Genomic DNA, 21,754 nt, shown 5'->3' on the forward strand with positions numbered 1-21,754 from the left:
GCGCTACAAACATAACATACTGATGGTAACACACACTTTTTCCTTTGTCAATTGGGATCTTTGCCTTTTGCGGCAAGGCCGGCTGCCGTCCCGAACTGCCGGATGGCATAAAACGGATGCGGATCGCGAGTGATGTGAAAAATGAGTTTCATGCCGAGCAGGTTTTCCAGCCGCTTTAAATGTACGTCCGTTTCCCCGCAAAAACAGTCCTTCACATCTTGCGTGCATTCAATCAAGACGGCTTCGTAATCCGCGTACGGCGCTTCCCACAGCTCGCGTTCGAGGCGGAAAGCAAGCGTCTCGGGGCTTTCGATTTTGCCGCTGCCCCCGCAGACCGGGCAAACGGAAAGCAGTGCCTCGGGGAGCGATTTACGCGTTTTCTTGCGCGTCATTTGTAAAATGCCAAGCTCCGTAAAACCGGTGATGCGGGTTTGTTTCTCGTCGTTTTCCAGTTCTTTTTCAAGCACCGCCCTCACTTGTGCGCGCTGTTCATCGCACTGCATATCGATAAAATCGACAAGAATGATGCCGCCGTAATCGCGCAGTTTCAGCTGGCGGCCGATTTCTTTCGCCGCAAGCAGATTCGTTTTCAGCACCGTTTCGGCCTGATCCGTTGTACCCGTATATTTTCCGGTATTCACATCTATAATGGTGAGCGCTTCTGTTTCGTCGATGACAAGATAGGCGCCGTTTTCAAGCCAGACCACTCTTTTCAAGGCTTCCTCAAGCGTCCGGTCGATACGGTAGCGGGTAAAAATATTCTGTTTTCCGCTGTAGAGCTCAAACGACCAGTCCAGTTCCGGCCGGCCCGCAAGCAATGCTTTCAGGCGGGCAAGTGCCTCCGCATCATCCACGATCACCGTGCCGCTTTTTAAGCGGACAAGTTCGCGGAAAATTTCCGCTTCCACCGTGCTTTTTTCGTGCAGAACAGCCGGTGCTTTCAGTTGTGCCGCCTTTTCGAGCAGGCATTTGTACCGAAGCCTGAGGCATTTTAGTTCATCGCGCCACCCGTCCCCGCCGGCATGGATGGCTGCGGTCCGGACAATGATTCCTTCCTGCGGTTCAAGCGCTTTGCGGACCCTGTTCCGCCACTTGTTCCGGTCTGCATCATCCGCTTTTTTGGAAACAGCCGTGTACTTTCCTTCCGGCAGATACACAATCTGTTCCCCCGAAAGCTCAATGATGCCGGTTAAAAGCGGACCTTTTTGCCCTGTTTCATCTTTTTTCACCTGGACCATAACCGTCTGCCCGGGCGAAAGATAAGCTGAAATCGTTGGATTCGAATTTTTGCTGTTCACAAAAGCAGGGAGCCGGCTGATATGCAAGTAACCGTGCCGGATGCCGCCGATATCAATAAACGCGGCATTGATTCCGGGTTTGACGTCTGCCACCTTGCCGAGATAAATATTCCCGACTTTTGCCGCATCGCCCGGCTGCCGGATGCGGATGGCAGATACTTTGCCGTTTTCGATGACCGCATATCGTTTTTCCCTTGTTTTCACGTTGATGATGATTGATCTGTCCAAAAAATTCCACCACACTGTCTTCGCTTTCAGCCGCTTCTATTGCGGCTTCCATCAATAACTATACAGGATATCGCTTACTTTCGCATTGGTTTGCTTCTCGGAAAAAAAGGCATGAAGGAGTTCATTTTCATCAAGCTTCCCGACTTCCACCCCGTTTTTAAGGACAATGAGCGGATGTTTGCGTCCCCGTTTAAAGCTTTCGAGCACTTCATACAAGTATGCGCCCGCATCCACCTCGATCGTTTCCAGATGACGGAGCGGATCCCTTTTTCCATAATACCGTTCAAGCAGGAAACGGATAAAAACAAAGTAAAGCTGTTTCCATTCTTTCCAAAGGGCGGCATATAAATAAACGGCGATCGCCCAGACGTTCAAATTTGCCGGCGCATTCAGCAGGGCGGCCGCATGAAAAAGGAGCAGCACGATAAACGAACAGCAAATCGTCATCCGGAATGCGCGCAAAAAAGGATAAACCGTGGAAAACGCCATATTCAGCAATTTCCCGCCGTCAAGCGGCCAAATCGGGAGCAAATTAAAAAAAAGAATGGCCCGGTTCCACTCCCCGATTTGCGTATACATCTGTCCAGGCAAGACATCGAAGCGGAACAACAAATACGCGAAAACGGCGATCCAAACATGCTGGAGGGGGCCTGAGAGTGTCACGATCAGTTCTTCTTTCAGCGGGCGGTTTCCGTGTTCCTCTGTTTCAGCGACGCCGCCAAACGGCAAAATGGCGATTTTTTTAACCCGCCATGAAAAATATTGCGCCGCAACCGCGTGCCCCATTTCGTGAATGAAAATGATCGCAAACAGCAGGATGAGATCTTGGAAACGGGCGGTAACAGCAGCAATGGCAGCCACGAGCCAGAAAAGGGGATGGATTTTGATTTTTTTCAGAAGCCAAAACCGCTCACTCAAATTTAATCACCTGGATCGGATCGATAAAACCGCCGTCTTTTTTAAGCGCAAAATAAAATTCCCCTTTTTCCCCGCTGCTTCGCGCCGTGCCGACCTTTTCGCCCATCTTGAGGCTGTCATACTGGCCCACATCGATTTTGCTGAGGTTTGCGTACCATGTTTCCGTTGAATCGGCATGCTGGATAATAACGGTATTGCCGAGTTTTGGCTTTTTCCCGGCAAAAATGACCGTCCCGCCGCTCATCGCTTTCACGCTTGCGCCCGGCTTTGTTTCAATCGTAACCCCTCTTCCATCAGCAGAAAAACGGGTCAGAATTTTTCCCGATACCGGCATGGCATATTGCGAATCTTCATTGGAAGCAGCGGTTTCCGTTTTTGACGATTTTTCCGGGAAGAGCGCAACCGGCTTGCCAAACTTTTTTTCATACCAGGCGGCTGCTTTTGCAAATTGAAATTCGGACGCCATTACCTGTTTGACGGCGGCTTTCGGTTTGTCAAATTCCGGACGTTCCGATTTAAACAGAATCGCCACAACGAGGACAAGACAGGCAGAAGCCAGAATTTTAAACAGCATCGTTTCTTTTTTAAAAAGCGGATGCGGCGTTTTGCCCGGCGGTTCATATACATGTGTGCCCTCATCTTTGATCAGGCTCGCATAGACCGTTTCTTTGCCGTTATAAGCCTGCTTGATCGTTTTTCTCCGCTTCGCCATTTGTCTCCGGATTTCATCGGCGCGGTTTCCCAATCGATTCACCCCTTCTGTACAGGCATTCGTTTATTACCAATGTATGACCTGTCCAAAGCGGTTAGAACCGGGAACAAAACAAGCCGCCCTGATCGTTTGGAAAAACGTTCAGAAACGGCTCTGCTATTAAGAAGATTTCGAACTGAATAATTTTTTAAAGCGCGCAAACATGCCGGGTTTCTGGTCTTCAAGCGGCATTAAAGGCACCGTTTCCCCCAAAATCCGGCGGGCAATATTCCGGTAGGCAAGGGAGGCGCGGTTCGTCGGATGGAGCGCAATCGGTTCACCCTGGTTCGAAGCGCGGATCACTTCTTCATCATCGGCTACAATCCCGATCAAATCGATTGATAAATGGCTTGTCACTTCATCGATGTCCAGCATGTCCCCGCTTTTCATCATATGGCTCCGGATCCGGTTGATGATCAGTTTCGGCGGCTCGATATGTTCTTCCTTTTCCAAAAGCCCGATGATCCGGTCGGCATCCCTTACCGCCGAGATTTCCGGTGTTGTCACAACAATCGCCTGGTCAGCGCCCGCCACTGCATTTTTATATCCCTGTTCAATGCCGGCCGGGCAGTCAATCAGAATATAATCGTAATCCTGTTTTAACCCGTGGATCAATTGTTTCATCTGTTCCGGCGTGACGGCGGATTTGTCGCTTGTCTGGGCAGCCGGCAGCAAAAAGAGCTTGTCATCGAAACGCTTGTCCTTTACGATTGCCTGGTGGATTTTACAGCGGCCTTCTACGACATCGACTAGATCGTAGATAATCCGGTTTTCAAGCCCCAACAGGACGTCAAGATTGCGGAGCCCGATGTCTGTATCGACAAGACAGACTTTCTTTCCGAGAAGCGCGAGCGCAGTCCCGAGGTTTGCCGATGTCGTCGTTTTGCCGACGCCGCCTTTTCCGGATGTAATGACAATCGCTTCACCCATATGAGAACCCTCCTTTTAATCTTGTCATATTCGGCCGCAAAGTTTTCAACACTTGCAATTTATCAATGATAATATGGTCCGATTCATCTATGTAAGCACATTCCATCTCATGCCGGTCTTCTTTCCCGTAATCATCAGGCGCCCGGTTCAGACAATCGGCAATCCGGATTTGGGACGGAACCATATTGGAAGCGACAACAACGGCGTCCCTTCTCCCGCTGTAACCGGCGTGCGCAATGCCGCGGAGGTTTCCCATGATAAAAATATTGCCGTTTGCAATCACGGTTCCGCCCGGATTGACATTGCCGACAAGCAAAAGATCGCCTTCCGCCTTTAACACCTGACCGGACCGGACGATGGTGGTAACAGGCACAATTTCATTTTCCACTTTTTCGCGCGCAGCCGCTTCTTTTGTAATGACATTGCTGATGATTTTATCGACAACAAGGTTCCGCCGGGCACGCACAAGGCTTTTGATCTCTTCTTCCTGCGCTGGCGTCAAATAGCGGTTGCCAAGCTGAATTTTGACGGCAAGGATCGGGCTGTTTTCCTCCTCATCGACAGACTGGGCCAGTAATTTTTGTTCTAATTCCGCCTTTAAAGCTTGATAGGAGCATTGGTCGTTTAAATGCAGCACAATTCCGTCTTTCGTGCCTTTTATGGTTACATTTTGCGTTTTCTTCATTTCAAACTGCTCACCTCAACGGCTCAATAAATAACGACACATCCGAAATGGCTTTCAGACGGCGTTTTGCGGCCCGGCACGCAGGAATAAGCCTCCGTGCGTGCGGTTCCGGCTGGTTTCGGCCCGCAAACCCTTTTGCTTTTTCCATTCCCCCTTGTCCGGATCATTCGACAAAAAGGCGGAAAATCCTTCTTTCCCATTTTAACAGATTTTCTCCCCGCCGGTTATTCCTTTTCTTCTTCCCTTGCACGCCGCTTTAAAAAATTCCCCATCGGATACCATGCCAAAATAAAAAAAGCGGCATTTAAAATCAAAGTCGGCCAAAGCCTGAGCAAGAGAAAATCGTCAAATCCCATCACCTGCGGATTAATTAAAGCATTGATGCCATAGACCAAAAATTCGACAATCGCCATGTTCAAGACTGCCACAAGCGTGCCGGTGAAAATATTGGACTGGAGGATCCTGTCCATTTTTTCTGTCAGGTAAACCGCAAGCGGATAGAAAAACAGATAAACGCCCAGAATGCCCGTGTAAAAAGCATCAAACAGCATGCCGAATACAAAGGCATAAATGATGGAGAGCCTTTTTCGGTAATGCATCCCCATTAAAATCAGCATAACGAGCAGAAAATGGGGAACAATGGTAAATTTTCCGCCAAAAGAACGGGCGGCAAAAAATTGGGCAAATAAACTTTCAGCAATATAGCACAGGCTTAAAATCAGAGGGAGCACGATCCGTTTCATCACTGCTCTCCTCCTGCGCTGCCTAGGTTCACTGCTTTCCGGTTGATGATGAGCACTTCGCGGACATCATAAAAATTGGCTGCCGGCTTCACATAAGCGGTTTGCGTCAGCCCGTTTTCATCCGGGGTTACTTTTTCAATGTCACCAATCAGAAGCCCGCTCGGAAACATGCCGCTTAAACCGGATGTCACGACATGATCGCCTTTTTTGACTTTGATATTAAAATCAAGCTGTTTCAAAAGCAGCATTTTTGCTTTTTTGTCGTATCCTTCGATTAAACCGTAAGCGTCTTTTTTGGCATTTTGCACTTTGGCGGATACGCGGTTCGTTTCATCGGGCGAGCTCAAAAGTTCGACGGTTGAATAAAATTTGTCGACCTGCGTCACTTTTCCGAGGAAACCACCTGAAGTGACGACAGCCATGTTTTTGGTAACGCCGTTGACTTCGCCCTTATCTATCACCACTTGCTCGTACCAATTATCCGGGTTGCGTGCAATGACCTGGGCCTGAATGGACTCTGAATCTCCAAGACTGTTTTTTTCCTTTATAATAGATCTCAAATTTTCATTTTCTTTTTTCAGTTCATGATTTTGCGCTTCCAGGCTTGTCAGCTGTTCCAAATGGGATTTCAGTTTTTTGTTTTCAGTATATGTATTTTTTAAGTCCTCGATATTGTCAAAAAAACCGGCAAGGGCATTGGCGGGTTTGGCAATGACGGACTGGCCGAGCCCGACGATATCGCGCACAAACTGTTCCGGTTTTGAAATCCGGTCGCGTTCCCTAATGGAAAATCCGATCATGGCGACAAGCAGAATGACACTGATTAAAAGGACGATCAATCGTTTATTCAAAAAAAACTGTGGCATAAAATCCACTCCTATAACACTTTGTTCCGGCCATTCCCGGATTGAAAACCATTCTCCCGCCAGAAAAAACCGGCAGGAGAATGCGTTAACAGGACACTAGCATGTCCTATTTAGAATTTTTTGCTTTGTTTTTAAACAGTTCGATATTTTCGAGCGCGCTGCCTGTTCCGATTGCTACGCAGTCGAGCGGGTTTTCAGCAATCAGCACCGGCATTTCGGTTTCTTTGCTGATGACATGGTCGAGGTTGCGCAACAGGGCGCCCCCACCTGTCAGGACGATGCCGCGATCCATAATATCAGCTGCCAGTTCAGGCGGTGTCTGCTCAAGCGTGTATTTGACCGCATCGACAATGGCATACACCGTATCGTGGAGCGCATCGGCCACCTCATCCGCGGTAATCGTGATCGTCTTCGGCAAACCGGTCAGCAAATCCCGGCCCCTGATATCCATCGGTTCGATCCCCTCCGGCTCACCTGCTGAACCAATTTCCATTTTAATTTGTTCTGCGGTTCGGTCCCCTATTAAAAGATTATAATTTTTGCGGATATAACTGATGATCGCTTCGTCCATTTCATCCCCGGCCACCCGGATCGACTGGCTTGTCACAATTCCGCCCAGCGAAATAATCGCCACTTCCGTTGTGCCGCCGCCGATATCAACAACCATGCTTCCGGTCGGCTCCCAGACAGGCAGCCCGGCACCGATCGCAGCCGCAAAAGGCTCTTCAATCGTAAAAGCATCCCGTGCCCCGGCCTGGCGGGTTGCATCAATCACCGCGCGCTCTTCCACCGCCGTAATGCCGGAAGGGACGCAGACCATGACATACGGATTTTTTGAAAAAAAGCCTTTTTTATTTGTGGCCTGCTGAATATAATATTTCATCATCGCCGCCGTCGTTTCATAATCCGCAATCACGCCGTCTTTCATCGGCCGCGTCGCCACAATGTTTCCCGGCGTCCTGCCGATCATTTTTTTTGCGGCATCCCCGACTGCGACAATCTGTTTCGTATCCGTCTGGATGGCCACAACGGAAGGTTCCCGCACCACAATTCCTTTCCCTTTTATAAAAACCAATGTATTGGCTGTCCCAAGATCAATCCCCAGGTCTTTACTTCCGAACATGGATGTATCTCCCTTTCTACACGATAAATTTTCATCACCAGTTGGTGCCATACTTTTGCTTATTTATGGATGTCACTTTAAATCTACATCCGGAATTCAGGTATTTCCGGCGCAGTGCCGGCCGTAAAAATCATACGATTTATTATATCGTAACCATAAAAAAATTCAAAGCCTTACAAATACCCTTTTTGTCTCAGACTTACAAATTTTTTCTCACCGATGATCAAATGGTCAAGAATCTCAATCCCCATTATTTTACCACATTCGGCAAGCCGTTTGGTAACTTCAATATCTTCTTTGGAAGGAGAAGGGTCTCCGGATGGATGGTTATGGAAACAAATAATGGAAGCAGCTGAACGCCTGAGCGCTTCTTTGAACACTTCGCGGGGATGGACGATCGAGGCATTTAAGCTTCCGATGAAAATCGTCTGCCGGTGGATCACCTGGTTTTTAATATTTAAATACAGGCAGACAAAATGCTCCTGGGATAAAAAGCGCATATCATTCATGACATAATTGGCCCCGTCTTGCGGCGTGCGGATTACATAACGTGTATCGTGCTGCAAATTGGCAATCCTTCTGCCGAGTTCGCTCGCGGCCAGAATCTGGACCGCTTTTGCTGTGCCGATGCCTTTGATGGACGTCATTTCCTCAAGGGAAGCATCTTTTAAAAACCGCAAGCCTTCAAAATGGCGGATCAGTCTGTTGGCAAGCTCGAGCACCGATTCTTCTTTCGTGCCGGTACGGAGTAAAATGGCAAGCAGTTCCTGATTGGAGAGGCTCTCCGCTCCTGTGCGGATCAACCGTTCACGCGGGCGGTCTTCTGCAGGAAAATCTTTGATCAGCATTTTTTCCAAATGAATTCCTCCTTTTCTGGTGCAGGAGGCGGGGGAATCGAACCAATGGGCTTTGGTATGGGAGATACAATTGTATCGTACCAAAAAACGGGCCGTGAAACAACTGCAAATTCAACCTTTTCAGACAAAAAATAATGCTATGCGGGCGCATGCCTTTATCTGGCACCACAGCCTTTCAGCCGGAAGCCCGCATTTGATTTCAATGCCCGCTGTAGACCTTTACGTAGTCCAGCAGGTTTTGTTCGGCATCCGTTAAATCCTGCCGGTTGCCGCTTTTTTGATAAGCAACGAGCGATTCATACGCGGCCGTTTCGTATTTTTTCAACCGGCCGAGCGTTTCCTGCCTGACTTTTGCCAGCTTTTTGACGTTGCCGGCTGCTGTTTCGGCTGTCTTCATGCCGTCCGGTGAAACCCGCCCGTTCTGGACAGCGGCGGCCGTTTCTTTTGCCAGTTTTTGAAAAAGCGGAACCGTTTCCCGGGCAAAAATTTGCTCATCCTTTGTCGTCGTTTGGACCTTTTTGCTGGAAAAACTGATTTCTTTTGCATACAGTTCGACGCCTTTATCTTTCCAGGCAGTTTCCATTTTTTTGGCTGTGCCGAGGCTGTCGGCCACACCTGCAAAAATATAGCGTTGCCCGTCCATCGAAAGCTGCATCGACGGAACCTTTTTCGCGGCAAGTTCGCGTGACACTTTAGAGGCGGCGCCTTCCGTGCTGAACACCCCTGCCTGGATGATGCCGATGCTTAACGCCGGAAGCTGGGCCTCTTGCTGCGCTGTGCCCGCTGCAGCGCCTTCAGCCTGCTGTTTCGGGAGTTTTGTTTGATGATCGCCGTACGCAATGAATTTTAATACAACAAACCCGAGCAGCGCCCCGAACACCAACGCGGACACGACAGAAAACAAAATCGCCGGCGCAGCCCTTTTCGCAACCGCTTTTTTCGGGAATATGCTTTTCTTTTTGGGCGCGGGTGTGTAATGGATCGGCCGGAATTCTTCAATCTGATCCGCATCAAGTTCGGGCAGCACCCATTCAAATGACTCCTCTTCTTTTACACTGTCTTCCTGTGCGGCAGCCGTTTCTTCGGCCGCTTTCCAGTCATGGACTTTCACGCTTTCTTCCGGCTGCACCTTTTTTCCGCCCACTTTGACTGTAATTTTCGCCTTTTTTTTCGCCTTGTCCAATGTTTTCACCTCTCCTGCCCGATTTGCTTCATGCTACCATAACCGGCAAAAAAAAGAACAAGACTTTTGTCGTCTTGTCCGAAAACCATTCGCCGATTTCCGGCATTTTATGCAAATTTTATCCGAGCCCGGAGATGCGCAAATACATCCCGATAAGGCTGTTTCCGAAAAAATAGGCGGCAAGCGCACCGATGGCGATAAACGGCCCGAACGGCACCGGTTTTCGTTTTTTAAATTTGCCGGCAGCCATCAAACCAACGCCGTAAAGCGCGCCAAAAAAGCAGGCTAGAAAAAAGGCCAGAAAGGTTTTCTCTATGCCGAGCACAAGCCCGATGACAAAAAACAATTTAATGTCCCCGCCACCCATCGCGCCTTTTGTGAAAAAGGCAATGAGGTAGAGGAGGCAAAAGCCGAAAACCGCCCCGAGCCAGGCGGACCACCACGGTGACGCCGGATGAAAAAGCCGGACGGCGGCAATGGCGGCTGCAAAAGGAAACAGCACTTTATCGGGAATGAGCATATACGCCAAATCGGAAACGGTAATGATGACAAGCAGTGAAATAAACAAAACGGCAAGCAAAAATTCGGGACTCCACCCGAACCGGTAAAAAGAATAGGCAAACAAGCCCCCGGTCAGCGCCTCAAATACCGGATAGACCGGGGAGATCGGCGCGCGGCAGCTTCTGCATCTGCCCCGTAAAGCAAGAAAAGACAACACCGGTATATTTTCATACCAGCTTAACGAGTGCCCACACTTCGGGCAATGCGACCCGGGACGGATAATCGATTCATGATTCGGCACGCGTAGCCCGATGACATTATAAAACGAGCCGAACACCATTCCCAGTGCCGCAAAATAAGCAGTCCACAATCCATGCATGTTTGATCCCTCTGATCTTTCAGCATAAGGTATTTTCTTGGTTCGCTACCGGCAAGCAACGGGCGATATTAAGCATATGTAATGGCAAGGATGAACATGCCGAAAACTTATTGCTCCTTTATTGCGACCGGGTCACTTTTATGTCCCGCTGCCGGCACGTCGATTTCCGGCAAATAGTCCGAATACCGGCTTAACGCCGGGTAATAAAAAGTGGAAACCGTGACGGTGTACTGCAATCCACTCGATCCAGGCGCTCCTTCCCCCGGACTGAAATTGAGGCTTTCGATCACTGTAATGCGCGGCAAGTTTTCAATCGTCTGTAAAAATGTTTTCATGCTCTTGTAGCTGTCTGACTCCACTTTTAAAGTATACGACAGTTTTTTGACACCGGCAGGCAGCACGTCTGTTTTTTGCTGTGTGCCGGATGAGGTGCCGCTCGTTGTGCTTTGTGTAGCCTCCTCGCTCCCGGACGTACCGGCAGAGTCCTGCTGGGCGTCTGTTTCCGTAATCCGGCTGCCGGAAAGGGCCTCTGCCATCCTGAACTGAAGCAGCACTTGTTCCGCAAGCGGTTTTGCCGGGATTTTCCGCAACAGGCTGACAACATTGCCAAGCTGCAGTTCCGGGCTTTGCTGTTTTTTTGACTGCAGGCTGGATAGCACCTGCTGTTCCGATTTCAATGCAGCTTTTTGTCCGGCCAGCTCGGACTTAGCCGGCGCCAGCACAAACCAGTACAAACCGAATGCGCCGGCAAGGCAAACGGCAAAGAGGGCAAGCATGATAAAAAGCTGTTTCCGGTTTAAACGGAGGTTCATTGCTGTTCCTCCTTTTTGCTAGCGGCATTGAGTGCAGTTTGATTGAGCTGGATCGTATATGTCGCTTCATAGACCGTTACACCCTCTGCTTCACCGGTTGCTGCAGTATCCGCGCCGGCTGTGCCACCCGTTGGCGCCGGGGAGGAAGAGGAACCGCCCTCGCCGTTACCACCGGATGTTTTGGATGCACCGGATGTGGAAGAGGAACCGGTTTTAGACGTGTCCGAAGAAGATCCGTCACCCGTTTTGGACGCATCTGATCCGGAAGATGTGCTGCTTGCCGTTTTGGAAGTGCCGGATCCGGAAGAGGAACCGGCTGATGTGCCGGATGTTGTGCCCGTTCCTGCAGCTGAGCCGGTTGCAGCGCCGGATGTGCCGCTTGAAGAAGCGCTGGCCGTTTCCGTATTCATTTTGATGCTGGTTAAGACGGCGCCGCTGAAATACGGACTGTCATTTAGCCGTTTTAAAAAGTAAACCGCTTCATCGGACGCATCAAACTGGACGGTCACATTCGCGCCCGTGCTGCCGCAGGAAAAGTCCGTGATATAGCCGTATTGCGGCAAAAGTTTGGTAAGCTTGTCCAATACCGGCACCGTCTTGACCGGCGTATCACTTGCCCATTTAACGGCGGACGAGAGCTTTTTAAAATCCTGTATGTCCGCATTGCTTTTTTGTGCTGCCTGTTCAGCAGCCTGGAGCGCTTCCGTCTGCTTGATTTGCTGATTAACGGCGGCAAGATCCTGTTTTGTCTGATGGAGCGCAATAAAGAAGACGATGACAAAAATGGCGGCTGCACCGGCCAGTATTCCGCCCCAAAAGAGCAGCGCGATATTTTTCGGTTCTTTTTTCGGCAGCAGGTTAATCTCGACAAGCATTTATTTCACCTCTTTCAGTGCAAGGCCCAAAACAGGCGCAAAGCGAGCGGGAAACGGCTGCCCGGTTGCGGAAGATACTTTTTCCGTTTCGATCATCTTGACCGACAGGCCAAACTGCTCCGCAAGATTGTCCGCAACCTCGGGCAAATACGGATAATCGCCGTTCAGCAAAATTTGATTGACCGCATCCTGCCCTTTCCGGATCGAAAACTGGTAATAATTCACGATTCTGTCCAGCTCTTTATAAATATTTTCCGTCTGGTAGCGGAGCAGTGGATCGTCTTCCGGCCAGCGGTACTTTTTTTCGCCAAAAGCATTGGTCTCCGTCTCCCATTTGGAAAGCGGAATATCGACTTCAAGCTCCCTGGCAAGCAGCGGGAAATGCCGGTGGAAAATGGTCGCATTGACCATCGATAAATCAAACTGGAGAAGGAGCAGATGGTCCATCGCATTCAGTGTATTCAAATGATAAAAAGACCGGTAGGCGCATAGCGGGGAAATATCGGCAGCAACCGGGCTCAGGCGGATATCGTTAAAAAAACCGGCATAATCTTCGACGACATCCCGGGGCGCAGCAAATAACAACACCTGCTTTTCCTGATTCGACTCACCAAGGAGCGCAAAGTCAAATACAGGATCGTCAAACGGCAAATGGATGGTGGAACCGAGCTCAAGGGTAATATAACCTTCCATTTCATCCATGGCAATCTCATCCGGAACAGCAATTTGGCGCACGACAACAAAATTGTCGGGCACAGCAAAACGAACTGGGTGTTTTCCCTTCAGCCCCCAATCACCAAGACATTCTTCAGCGATCATCGCAAGCGTCTCGGCATCAGCAATTTTCCCGCCGCGGATCAGTCCTTCCGGCAAATACCGCTCGCCCATTTTTGCAACAACAGGCGGGTCAATCTGCCTCAATTCGAGAAAACGAATGACATGGTCTTTGATAATGAAATTTCCGGTTTTTTTCGATGATGGAAAAAATGAGCGTGGCATCATGATGGCTCCTTAAATCTTTGTAAATTTATAACCTAAGGCTTCTCTAATTAATTAAAAGAAACCTTAGGTTATAATATTTAAAAAATCGCGCATGTTAAATCATTTGTTTACTGTAGTGTCATATTTGGTTGATTTATCGTTTATTCCACCAATGGTTGCATCTGTAAATGTTACTGTTACCCCATCATCTTCACCCGTACCATTTAATTTATAAACCATTTTCCCGTTATTTTCACTTACTGTTACAGAGTATTTTGTAAGATTCACTTCATCATCTAAGTATTTGTCTATGTCCGCTTGTTTTATTTCTCCACCTTCAGGAACACTGTTCGAAGATACATAGAGTTTCGCAGCATTGATTACTTGGACAGCATCCGATTTAATGGCACTGATTTTTGAGTGCTTGATGATGGTGTTAATCGCCGGGATCGCAATCGCGGCAATAATGGCCAGGATCACAATAACCGCCAACAGTTCAATCAACGTAAAGCCCTTTTGATTTTTCAATAACTTTCTTTTCTTGTTTAACATCGTTTCTCCTCCTAATGTCCTAGAACTTTTTACCTATATTATACATGGTTGTGTTGCATAATCCTACCTTTTTTTGATCAATTTATTGAACATTATTATAAATTTCGAACATTGGTATCATAATCGCGGCAATGATCGTGCCGACAACGGCTGCGAGCACGACGATCATAAACGGCTCAATCAGCGCTTTGATCTGGTCGGTAGCGGCTTCTACTTCGGCCTCGTAAAAGTCAGCGACTTTGCCAAGCATGGCGTCCAGCGCACCGGTTTCCTCACCAATCGCAATCATCTGCGTGACAAGCGGCGGAAAGACCCAGTGGCGCCGCATCGGTTCTGTCATCGACTGCCCTTTTTCCAGCGCATCGCGGGCCTGGCGGAGCACTTTTGTCATCACTTCGTTTTCGACGATTGCCTCCACGATCGACAATGCCTGTAAAATCGGCACGGAACTGGAAAACAACGAGCTCAATGTCCGCGTCATCCGGGCAATGATCGATTTTTGGACGAGTTTGCCGAAAATCGGGAATTTGAGCATCGCATAGTCCAAATAAAATTTACTCGTTTTGTTTTTGCGCAAAACGACCAGCAGCACGTACACCCCGATCAAAATCAGCACGACAAGCCACCAGTAGTGCTGCATAAACCCGCTTGCCGACAAAACAAGGCGCGTAACCGCAGGCAGGCTGGCTTTATAGTTTTTGAGCATCGATACAAAGGTCGGGACGATTTTTACAAGCATAAAAATGACGACAACAATCGCCATCACCCCGACAAAAGCCGGATACGTCAGCGCCGACCTTACCTTTTGCCTTGTGCGGTGCTGCTTTTCGTAGTAGGTTGCGAGCCTTTCCAATGTACCGTCAAGATTGCCGCCCGCTTCACCGGCATAAACCATATTAATGAACATCGGGGTAAACACTTTTTTATGTTTTGCGGCCGCCTGGGAAAGCGGAATCCCGCCACGCAAATCTTCCTCGACGGCCAAAAGCGTTTTCTTTAATGTTTTGCTGCTCGTCTGGCTGGCAAGTATGTTTGTAGAATCGACGACGGTTACGCCGGCTTTCAGCAGTGTTGAAAACTGGCGGAGGAAAATGACAAAATCCTGCAGTTTCACCCTGCCGCCGAGACTGATTTCCATCGTCATTAACGTTTCCGGCAGCTCATTGATTTGGAGCACGCGGACGCCTTGCCCGCGCAGCTTTACCAGCGCCTCCCGTTTCGATTCGGCCGTGACGACGCCGTTTTTCTTCCCGGCTTTTGTCCTTCCCTCGTACTTAAATCGTGGCATTTTGGACAATCTCCTGTAAATAAGGTTCCGCCGCTTCTTTGGAAATCGCGCCCGCTGCAAGCAATTCCTTCACATCGGTTTCAAGCGTGTGCATCCCGAGTGCGCGGCTCGTCTGCAGGACATTCACGATCTGGTGAACTTTCTCATTGCGGATCAGATTGGCAATGGCCGCGTTGTTGACGAGCACTTCCGTGGCCGCCCTCCGCCCTTTGTTGTCGGCTGTCGGAAAGAGGCGCTGCGAAATAATTCCAACTAAAACATTTGCCAGCTGGATGCGGATTTGCGCCTGCTGGGACGGCGGAAAAACGTCAATGATCCGGTCAATCGTCGACGGCGCGCCCGATGTGTGCAGCGTACCGAGGACAAGGTGCCCGGTTTCCGCTGCCGTAATCGCTATATGGATCGTTTCGAGATCGCGCATTTCCCCGACTAAAATCACGTCCGGGTCCTGCCTGAGTGCCGCGCGCAGGCCGTTCGCAAAGTTTTGCGTGTCAAACCCGACTTCACGCTGGTCAATGATGCATTTTTGATGTTTATGTAAATACTCAATCGGGTCTTCAAGCGTAATAATATGTTTGTGCAGCGTTTTGTTCATATGGTCGATCATGGCGGCGAGCGTCGTCGACTTTCCGCTTCCGGTCGGCCCTGTTACCAGCACTAAGCCATGCGGTTTTTCCGTGAATGCATACAATACAGGCGGCAAATGCAGTTCTTCAACTGTCGGGATCGTAGTCGGGACAACACGGATCGCCAGCGACACGCAGTTGCGCTGCCGGTACACATTGATCCGGAAACGGGATACGCCCGGGATGCCGTAAGAAAAATCAAGCTCCCCGCGTTCCTGGAAAACCGGCCACATGGTATCGGAAATGATCGCTTTTGCCATTCCTTCCGTCAATTGCGGCGTCATCACTTCTTTTCCGTAACGTTTCAGTTGGCCGTTTAAACGCAGAATCGGCGGCACGCCAACGGATAAGTGAAGATCCGATGCTTTCAGTTCAAATGCTGAGCGAAGCAAGTATTCAATTTTTTCCTTCATTCCTTTCACCTACTCCGGTAGGGCGACGCGCAACACTTCTTCGGTCGTTGTCAGCCCCTGCTTTACCTTTAGTAATCCGTCATCGAGCAGAAAAATCGTTTTATTTTGGATCGCATATTCCCTTAATTTGGATAAAGGTTCCCCGTTCATAATCCCACGCCGGATGTTTTCATTGATCATCAGCAGTTCCTGGATCGCCATCCGCCCTTTGTATCCGGTCATGTTGCAGTTTCCGCATCCTCGGCCGCGAATGATTTTCTCAATTTTGATGCCGCGTTTTTTAAAAATTTCTATTTCCCGTTTTGTCGGCACCTGTTCTTCTGCGCAGTCGCGGCACACTTTGCGAACGAGCCGCTGCGACACGACGCCACTGAGTGAGGTGGCAACGAGAAACGGCTCAACGCCCATGTCTATTAATCTTGTAATTGTGCCGAGCGCATCATTGGTATGCAGCGTACTTAAGACAAGATGGCCGGTGAGGGAAGCGCGGATAGCAATTTCAGCCGTTTCCTTGTCGCGGATTTCCCCGACCATGATAATATTCGGATCCTGCCGCAAAATCGCGCGCAGCCCTTTGCCGAACGTCATCCCGACCGCCGGATTGACCTGAATTTGGTTGACGCCTTCAATCTGGAACTCCACCGGGTCTTCCACCGTAATGATATTCACCTGTTCATCATTGAGATGGTTTAGGGCCGCATATAAAGTTGATGACTTCCCGGAACCGGTCGGCCCTGTGATCAAAATGATGCCATTCGGGCGGTGGATCAACTGCGTAAAACGCTTGAGATTCAGTTTGTTGAAATCGAGCTGGCGGATATCGTGGATGGCTGTTGAAAGATCCAAAATCCGGAGCACGATTTTTTCCCCGAATACGGTTGGCAGCGTCGATACCCGGATATCAACGGGATGGAAATCGACGTCAATTTTAATACGCCCGTCCTGCGGGATGCGGTGTTCGGTAATATCTAGATTTGCCATAATTTTAATGCGCGCCACAAGCACGCTTTGCATCGATTTCGGCAGCACCCGTTCCGTCCGCAAAATTCCGTCCACCCGGTAACGGACGATGTATTTTGTTTCCTGCGGGTCCAGATGGATATCGCTTGCCCGCATTTGGACGGCATTTTGCAAAAGCTGGTTGACGAGCTGGACAACAGGCGAATCTTCTTCCCCGGGTGCGGTTTCGGTTGCCTCTTCCTTTTCAGCAATGCCGTCCAGCAGTTCTTCCATATTGTCATCCAGGTCGTAATACTTATGGATTGCCCGCAAAATATCGTCTTTGGAGGCAATCGCCGGTTCAATCCGGAAGCCGGTCGATAGCCGCAAGTCATCGATCGCATTAAAATCCATCGGGTCCGCCATTGCGACAAACAGTTTATCCCCGTCTTTTTTGAGCGGAATGAGAAGATTTCGTTTCGCCATTTCTTTCGGCACAAGATTCATGATGCTCTGGTCAAAAGGATAGCGGAAAAGGCTGATGTGCGGGATGCCGAGCTGGAATTCGAGCGCTTCAATGAGCTGCTGCTCGGTAATCAGCCCACGCTGAAGAAGCGCATCGCCCAGTTTTTGGCCCGCCCCCTTTTCCTTCAGCACCTGTTCCAGCTGTTCTGCTGTAATTAATCCTGCATCCACCAATAAATCGCCAAGCCTTTTTCGCACTTGCTTCATCCGAATTCCCCCGCTTTATCTGTCATGTCCCGGGTCTTTATTATGTCAGCTTTTGCTGTCTGCCCCGTTATCCTTGCCGTCATGCGTGCCGGTGCTGTCATTTGAAGTTTCAGCTTTTGTGCTGGTAGTGTTTTCGCGATCCTTTGAAGTCTCAGCTTTTGTACTGGTACTTTTTTCGCTCTTTTTTGAAGCCTCTGTACCGGCACTTTTTTTGCTTTTTGAAGTCTCTTTGCCGGCACTTTTTTCGCTGCCTTTTGAACTGCTGCCACTTGTTGACGTGTCCGTTTCATGACCAGAACCGTTATCTGTTTCCGATGAGCCATCCGTATTTTCCGCTTGTGCCGGAATGCCTTTTGCAACGATTTGTGCCACCGGCGGATAAAAATCTTCCGCCAACAGCACGGATTTCAGCAGGCCGTGATTCTGGCTGTAAATATTGCGGAACACCTTGGCATAATAACCCGCTTTTCCGGCTTGCAAGACAACAGACTGATCTGCTTTTAAAGCAGGATGATATTGCACGGTTGTTTCGGGGTCGATCGTTTTTTGATCTTTCAGCACCATTTTATAGTTTTCGAGAAAAGGCCGGCCTGCCACAGATACGGAAAAAGTACCGTTTCGAGCCGTGAATTTCAGCTGATAAGCGGTTGGGTTCGGGTTGACAAAAGAGAAATCCAGCTTGCCTTTCACCACTTTTGCTTCTTTTCCAAGCGTTGCATAGTACGGCAGTTCGTTTCCCGTATTGCGTTCAATGATTTCGAAATTGGTCGGCAGCACCGCCCCGTATATGGCGGTTGCAATCATGCTGAGTGCTTCATTTGAAAACGAAGCGCCTGTTTTTTCCGCTGTTTTGAATAAGGAAAACATCCCGTGCGCAGGAATGTTGACTTGCGGAAACTGCTTTGCCCAATTTTCGAGTTCTGTTGCTTCCGCAAGCGAAACATTTGCTACTGAACCTTTTGATACTGTCGTTTCTTTTTCATTTCCGTCCACGGCATAACCGGACAAATCAAAGGAAAGATTGGCAGTCTCAAGCCGGGCGGCGGCGTGGCATATGGCCATGTCGAGCCGGGCAATATCCACGTCATCCGGGCTGACGTCGGGAAAAGACTTTGAGACCAGGTCCCGAAGCCTATTATGGTCAAGCGTGACAACAAGCGGCGCGGCCTCGCCGTTTTTTACCCGAACCATGCTTTCTGTTACGGAAAAATGCAGCTGTTCAGCCGGAAGCTTCACCGTTTTTGCCAAATAGACGATTTCTACCGGATTGGACGCCTTCCATTTCTGAACGGCAGATGATAATTTTTGCTGTGCCTGCTCTTCCGTCAGCCCGGACAGCTGTATTCCTCCGGCTATAGTGCCCTGCGCATATTTTTCTTTATGTCCGAATCCGTTCGCAATGGCCAAAGCCCCAAAATGTGAGAAACTGAATATAAATGCTGTGCTGATCAATAAGATCGTAAAAACTTTTAAATACCGCTTGTTTCCCACACTTCAGCGCCGCCTTTCATTCATCAACATGCATAGACAACTCGACAAAAACACCCGGACCGGCCTCCTGTGCCCGCTTAATGTCTTCTTCAGACAAAACCGTTCCTGCCGCGATAACCTGTTCCCCGTTTCCCGCGTAAATGTCTTTTACCGCTTTCTTTCCTTTTAAAAGTTCCACTTGTTTTGCCCGGAGTGCCTCCATTCCCTCTTCGCCCGGTTGTTCAAGCTCTTCTTCTACTTCTTTTGTCAGCAGTTTTTCAGGATCATCAAGAAAATGGCCGGGTGCTTCCTCTTTCACAACAACAATATCTCTTCCGTACGTCATCACAAAATCAGCAGAAAGGATCGTTTCCAACTCGCCTGTTTGCAAAACAACCCCTAAAATTTTGCCTGTATTTTCATCTGCGTAAAATTCTTTTACTTCGCCAACTAGCTCCCCTTTTCGTGTCATCACTTTAGCGCCGACAATGCGAATTTTTTTGTTGACGAGCTGGTCCGCAATCGGAATTTCGTTTAAATCGATGACAGCCCTGTCGCTTTCCACGGTGACCGCATACTCGCCGATCCCGACCACTTTTTTGAACGGAATTGCTTTTACGCTTACTTGCCAGTCTTCGTGTTCGATCGTTAAAAAATCGACGGATCCTTTGTCCGGGTTAATGACAAAAGACTTTACTTTTCCGATTTCAGCGCCTTCAGAAATGCTGATGATCGGCTGGCCCAAAATTTGCGTGCTTTTTTTCATCTACCTCACACCTGTTTCTTCATGGATTATTGACCGTATTTTGTCCTTAAAAAATCGATTTCTTCGCGGATGACCGGGTATTCTGCATAGGTTTCCGCCAAGTCTTTCAGCAGGACTTGCAGCTTGCCAAATTGTTGTTCAGCTATGTAATGTTCGACCAGAAGGCTTGCAAAGGTGAAATAATCTTCCGGTGCAAGCTGCGGATGCAAATGTGCTTTCACTAGCTGTTCGTACGCGTCAGCCGGCTGCGTAAGACGGTAAAGGTTCAGTTGTTCCACTAGTACCCCAAGCAATTGCTTTTGAATAGGCGTTGTCCCGTTTGGCACGGATGCTAAAGTGTCCGATGCTTCCTCAACGGCAGGGTTGCCTTTCGGTTCCATTGCTTTCTCACCGACAGAATTGCCTGCCGATTCCGCTTCGTTTGCGGCAACCGTTTCGCCCGTACCTGCGCCGCTTTCGCCTTGTCGTTCCCGTCCCTGGCCCGCTTCCGAATAGAACTTTTCGGGCTCTGCCACCTGGCCGGTTTCCTTGTCAGGCATCACGTCGATTTCTTCCGGTTCGTCTGTGTCTTCACCTGTCGCACCGCCAACTATTTCAATTTCCGTATCTGATGGCAGCTTTTCGCGTTGCCCGGCATTGTCGGTTTCATGGAAAGGAATCTCATCGATTTCTTCCAGTCCGTCTGTGCTGTCACGCTTAGACCCGCTGGCTGCTTCATCCGCCGCATCCAGATCTAAATTTACGGATTGTTCAGTTGAATTAGTTTCTTGGACAGGCACCAAACCGATTTCTTCCGGCTCGTTTGTATCTTCACCTTTCGCACCGCCAACTGTTTCATTTTCCGCATCTGATGGCAGCTTTTCACGTTGCCCGGCATTGTCGGTTTCGCGGAAAGGAATCACATCGATTTCTTCCAGTTCGTCCATGGCAGGCATGTCTGTCCCGGAAAGTTCAGCAGGTGCTTCTGTTTCCTTTTCAAAAGAAAGGAGTGGGATCTCTTCTTGTTCCACATATTGAACCTCTTTAGAACCGGATAACGTTACCGATCCTTCTCCTGCAATCACTTCGGAATCTTGACCTGTGGTTGTCCCGTCCAAAGGTTTGATATCCGGGCTCTCCGCTTCCGCCACCCATTCTTCAACTTCGTACATTTCCGGCAAATGATCCGCCTTATTTTCTTCATTTGCTTCTTCAAGCATCTCCAGACGGTTTTCAAGAAAATCAATTTCTTCTTCCCCGGAGCGTTCTGCCGCCTGTTCGTTTGCCGGAAAAGCGGTTCCCGTTTCGTTTCCGGCCGCAGCATCCTCCAGTTCTTCCCATTCGGGTTCATCCTTTTCTTCCCGTTTTAGCAGTGTCCCTTCTGTTTCAGATCCCGGCCCGTTTTTCTCCGGCAAAATCTCTTCCGTTTCAGCGGCCGGAGCACTTTTTTCAGCCGGAAGAACAGCGGCATTTACGTCAGGCAAGACCAGTGCTGCCGGCCGATTTTTCCGCGCCACCGCCATCTCTTCCTGCTCCTCCCCTACTGGAAATTCGTCTGAATCGTTATCCTGTCCAGCGAACAAAAATGCCAACTTTTTTTCGAACAGATAGGCCACACAAATTACGAGCAAAAAAGTAATTAAACCACTCTCCCATAGCGGAACCACACTGCCCGCCAAAATGCCGAAAAGCGCCAGCAAAAAAGCGGAGCCGGCCAGCACAACCACACCTTTTTTAGAAAAGCCGAAAGAAAAAAAGACAAAAAATGCCATTACGCATAAAAATCCAATTACGGCAAACGCCGCAGTGAGAAGATCCATCATCCCACCTCTGTTTCTATCAGAGTACAATATTCCCAG

General features: G+C 49.2%; 21 protein-coding genes. All 21 read right to left on the minus strand.

Features of this window, described 5'->3' with window-relative positions; genetic code table 11:
* Positions 1 to 47: 47 nt before the first annotated feature.
* Entirely contained in the window at positions 48 to 1,526 is a 1,479-nt protein-coding gene (locus tag NSS95_RS09660) for an Rne/Rng family ribonuclease (RefSeq protein WP_035184501.1), read from the minus strand.
* Positions 1,527 to 1,577: 51 nt separating this feature from the next.
* Positions 1,578 to 2,444, minus strand: a complete 867-nt coding sequence (locus tag NSS95_RS09665; RefSeq protein ID WP_014097868.1) for a M50 family metallopeptidase — start codon at positions 2,442 to 2,444, stop codon at positions 1,578 to 1,580.
* Positions 2,437 to 3,189, minus strand: a complete 753-nt coding sequence (locus NSS95_RS09670; protein WP_017551058.1) for a M23 family metallopeptidase — start codon at positions 3,187 to 3,189, stop codon at positions 2,437 to 2,439. The genes NSS95_RS09665 and NSS95_RS09670 overlap by 8 nt, the downstream gene beginning before the upstream one ends.
* Positions 3,190 to 3,315: 126 nt before the next feature.
* Complete coding sequence (gene minD / locus NSS95_RS09675; protein WP_013859807.1) at positions 3,316 to 4,125, minus strand: septum site-determining protein MinD; 810 nt, start codon at positions 4,123 to 4,125, stop codon at positions 3,316 to 3,318.
* Complete coding sequence (minC, locus tag NSS95_RS09680; protein WP_035184496.1) at positions 4,118 to 4,810, minus strand: septum site-determining protein MinC; 693 nt, start codon at positions 4,808 to 4,810, stop codon at positions 4,118 to 4,120. The genes minD and minC overlap by 8 nt, the downstream gene beginning before the upstream one ends.
* A 224-nt stretch (positions 4,811 to 5,034) precedes the next feature.
* A complete protein-coding gene (mreD, locus tag NSS95_RS09685; RefSeq protein WP_017551061.1) occupies positions 5,035 to 5,553 on the minus strand; it encodes a rod shape-determining protein MreD in 519 nt (172 codons plus the stop codon).
* Positions 5,553 to 6,419 carry a rod shape-determining protein MreC gene (mreC, locus tag NSS95_RS09690; protein ID WP_017551062.1) on the minus strand — a complete coding sequence of 289 codons (867 nt, stop codon included), beginning with the start codon at positions 6,417 to 6,419 and terminating at the stop codon, positions 5,553 to 5,555. Before mreC ends, mreD begins: the two co-directional genes overlap by 1 nt.
* A 106-nt stretch (positions 6,420 to 6,525) precedes the next feature.
* Positions 6,526 to 7,542, minus strand: coding sequence for a rod shape-determining protein (locus NSS95_RS09695; RefSeq protein ID WP_017551063.1), 1,017 nt, complete (start codon positions 7,540 to 7,542; stop codon positions 6,526 to 6,528).
* Positions 7,543 to 7,715: 173 nt separating this feature from the next.
* Positions 7,716 to 8,399 carry a RadC family protein gene (gene radC, locus NSS95_RS09700; RefSeq protein WP_017551064.1) on the minus strand — a complete coding sequence of 228 codons (684 nt, stop codon included), beginning with the start codon at positions 8,397 to 8,399 and terminating at the stop codon, positions 7,716 to 7,718.
* 199 nt (positions 8,400 to 8,598) lie between these two features.
* Positions 8,599 to 9,591 carry a hypothetical protein gene (locus NSS95_RS09705; RefSeq protein ID WP_225620896.1) on the minus strand — a complete coding sequence of 331 codons (993 nt, stop codon included), beginning with the start codon at positions 9,589 to 9,591 and terminating at the stop codon, positions 8,599 to 8,601.
* A 109-nt stretch (positions 9,592 to 9,700) separates the two neighbouring features.
* Positions 9,701 to 10,462, minus strand: coding sequence for a prepilin peptidase (locus tag NSS95_RS09710; protein ID WP_014097862.1), 762 nt, complete (start codon positions 10,460 to 10,462; stop codon positions 9,701 to 9,703).
* A gap of 107 nt (positions 10,463 to 10,569) precedes the next feature.
* The gene (gene pilO, locus NSS95_RS09715; protein ID WP_014097861.1) at positions 10,570 to 11,274 is read right to left on the minus strand and encodes a type 4a pilus biogenesis protein PilO; all 705 of its coding nucleotides are present in this window, start codon (positions 11,272 to 11,274) and stop codon (positions 10,570 to 10,572) included.
* Positions 11,271 to 12,149, minus strand: coding sequence for a PilN domain-containing protein (locus tag NSS95_RS09720; RefSeq protein WP_340713871.1), 879 nt, complete (start codon positions 12,147 to 12,149; stop codon positions 11,271 to 11,273). Before NSS95_RS09720 ends, pilO begins: the two co-directional genes overlap by 4 nt.
* Positions 12,150 to 13,148, minus strand: a complete 999-nt coding sequence (gene pilM, locus NSS95_RS09725; protein ID WP_340713872.1) for a type IV pilus biogenesis protein PilM — start codon at positions 13,146 to 13,148, stop codon at positions 12,150 to 12,152. It abuts the gene before it with no gap.
* 102 nt (positions 13,149 to 13,250) lie between these two features.
* Positions 13,251 to 13,682 (minus strand): prepilin-type N-terminal cleavage/methylation domain-containing protein, encoded by a 432-nt coding sequence (locus tag NSS95_RS09730; RefSeq protein ID WP_340713873.1) that lies wholly within the window; start codon positions 13,680 to 13,682, stop codon positions 13,251 to 13,253.
* 82 nt (positions 13,683 to 13,764) lie between these two features.
* Positions 13,765 to 14,970 (minus strand): type II secretion system F family protein, encoded by a 1,206-nt coding sequence (locus NSS95_RS09735; protein ID WP_328228089.1) that lies wholly within the window; start codon positions 14,968 to 14,970, stop codon positions 13,765 to 13,767.
* Entirely contained in the window at positions 14,957 to 16,009 is a 1,053-nt protein-coding gene (locus NSS95_RS09740; RefSeq protein WP_014097856.1) for a type IV pilus twitching motility protein PilT, read from the minus strand. The genes NSS95_RS09735 and NSS95_RS09740 overlap by 14 nt, the downstream gene beginning before the upstream one ends.
* 9 nt (positions 16,010 to 16,018) lie before the next feature.
* The gene (locus NSS95_RS09745) at positions 16,019 to 17,680 is read right to left on the minus strand and encodes a GspE/PulE family protein (RefSeq protein ID WP_014097855.1); all 1,662 of its coding nucleotides are present in this window, start codon (positions 17,678 to 17,680) and stop codon (positions 16,019 to 16,021) included.
* Between the two features lie 45 nt (positions 17,681 to 17,725).
* Complete coding sequence (locus NSS95_RS09750) at positions 17,726 to 19,171, minus strand: VanW family protein (RefSeq protein WP_035188271.1); 1,446 nt, start codon at positions 19,169 to 19,171, stop codon at positions 17,726 to 17,728.
* 16 nt (positions 19,172 to 19,187) lie between these two features.
* Positions 19,188 to 19,916, minus strand: coding sequence for a PRC-barrel domain-containing protein (locus NSS95_RS09755; RefSeq protein ID WP_014097853.1), 729 nt, complete (start codon positions 19,914 to 19,916; stop codon positions 19,188 to 19,190).
* 26 nt (positions 19,917 to 19,942) lie between these two features.
* Positions 19,943 to 21,715 (minus strand): hypothetical protein, encoded by a 1,773-nt coding sequence (locus NSS95_RS09760; RefSeq protein ID WP_014097852.1) that lies wholly within the window; start codon positions 21,713 to 21,715, stop codon positions 19,943 to 19,945.
* Between the last annotated feature and the right edge of the window lie 39 nt (positions 21,716 to 21,754).

Source organism: Weizmannia sp. FSL K6-3076 (assembly GCF_038007245.1).
In the GTDB taxonomy this organism is placed as follows: Bacteria; Bacillota; Bacilli; order Bacillales; family Bacillaceae_C; genus Weizmannia; species Weizmannia faecalis.

Bases quoted from the DNA above. Each gene is read 5' to 3' on its own strand.
- pilO (WP_014097861.1), bottom strand. From the start codon at position 11,274: ATGAACCTCCGTTTAAACCGGAAACAGCTTTTTATCATGCTTGCCCTC.
- NSS95_RS09745 (WP_014097855.1), bottom strand. From the start codon at position 17,680: ATGAAGCAAGTGCGAAAAAGGCTTGGCGATTTATTGGTGGATGCAGGA.
- NSS95_RS09735 (WP_328228089.1), bottom strand. From the start codon at position 14,970: ATGCCACGATTTAAGTACGAGGGAAGGACAAAAGCCGGGAAGAAAAAC.
- pilM (WP_340713872.1), bottom strand. From the start codon at position 13,148: ATGCCACGCTCATTTTTTCCATCATCGAAAAAAACCGGAAATTTCATT.
- NSS95_RS09760 (WP_014097852.1), bottom strand. From the start codon at position 21,715: ATGGATCTTCTCACTGCGGCGTTTGCCGTAATTGGATTTTTATGCGTA.
- mreC (WP_017551062.1), bottom strand. From the start codon at position 6,419: ATGCCACAGTTTTTTTTGAATAAACGATTGATCGTCCTTTTAATCAGT.
- NSS95_RS09740 (WP_014097856.1), bottom strand. From the start codon at position 16,009: ATGAAGGAAAAAATTGAATACTTGCTTCGCTCAGCATTTGAACTGAAA.
- NSS95_RS09755 (WP_014097853.1), bottom strand. From the start codon at position 19,916: ATGAAAAAAAGCACGCAAATTTTGGGCCAGCCGATCATCAGCATTTCT.
- NSS95_RS09730 (WP_340713873.1), bottom strand. From the start codon at position 13,682: ATGTTAAACAAGAAAAGAAAGTTATTGAAAAATCAAAAGGGCTTTACG.
- NSS95_RS09710 (WP_014097862.1), bottom strand. From the start codon at position 10,462: ATGCATGGATTGTGGACTGCTTATTTTGCGGCACTGGGAATGGTGTTC.
- minC (WP_035184496.1), bottom strand. From the start codon at position 4,810: ATGAAGAAAACGCAAAATGTAACCATAAAAGGCACGAAAGACGGAATT.
- minD (WP_013859807.1), bottom strand. From the start codon at position 4,125: ATGGGTGAAGCGATTGTCATTACATCCGGAAAAGGCGGCGTCGGCAAA.
- NSS95_RS09695 (WP_017551063.1), bottom strand. From the start codon at position 7,542: ATGTTCGGAAGTAAAGACCTGGGGATTGATCTTGGGACAGCCAATACA.
- mreD (WP_017551061.1), bottom strand. From the start codon at position 5,553: ATGAAACGGATCGTGCTCCCTCTGATTTTAAGCCTGTGCTATATTGCT.
- NSS95_RS09720 (WP_340713871.1), bottom strand. From the start codon at position 12,149: ATGCTTGTCGAGATTAACCTGCTGCCGAAAAAAGAACCGAAAAATATC.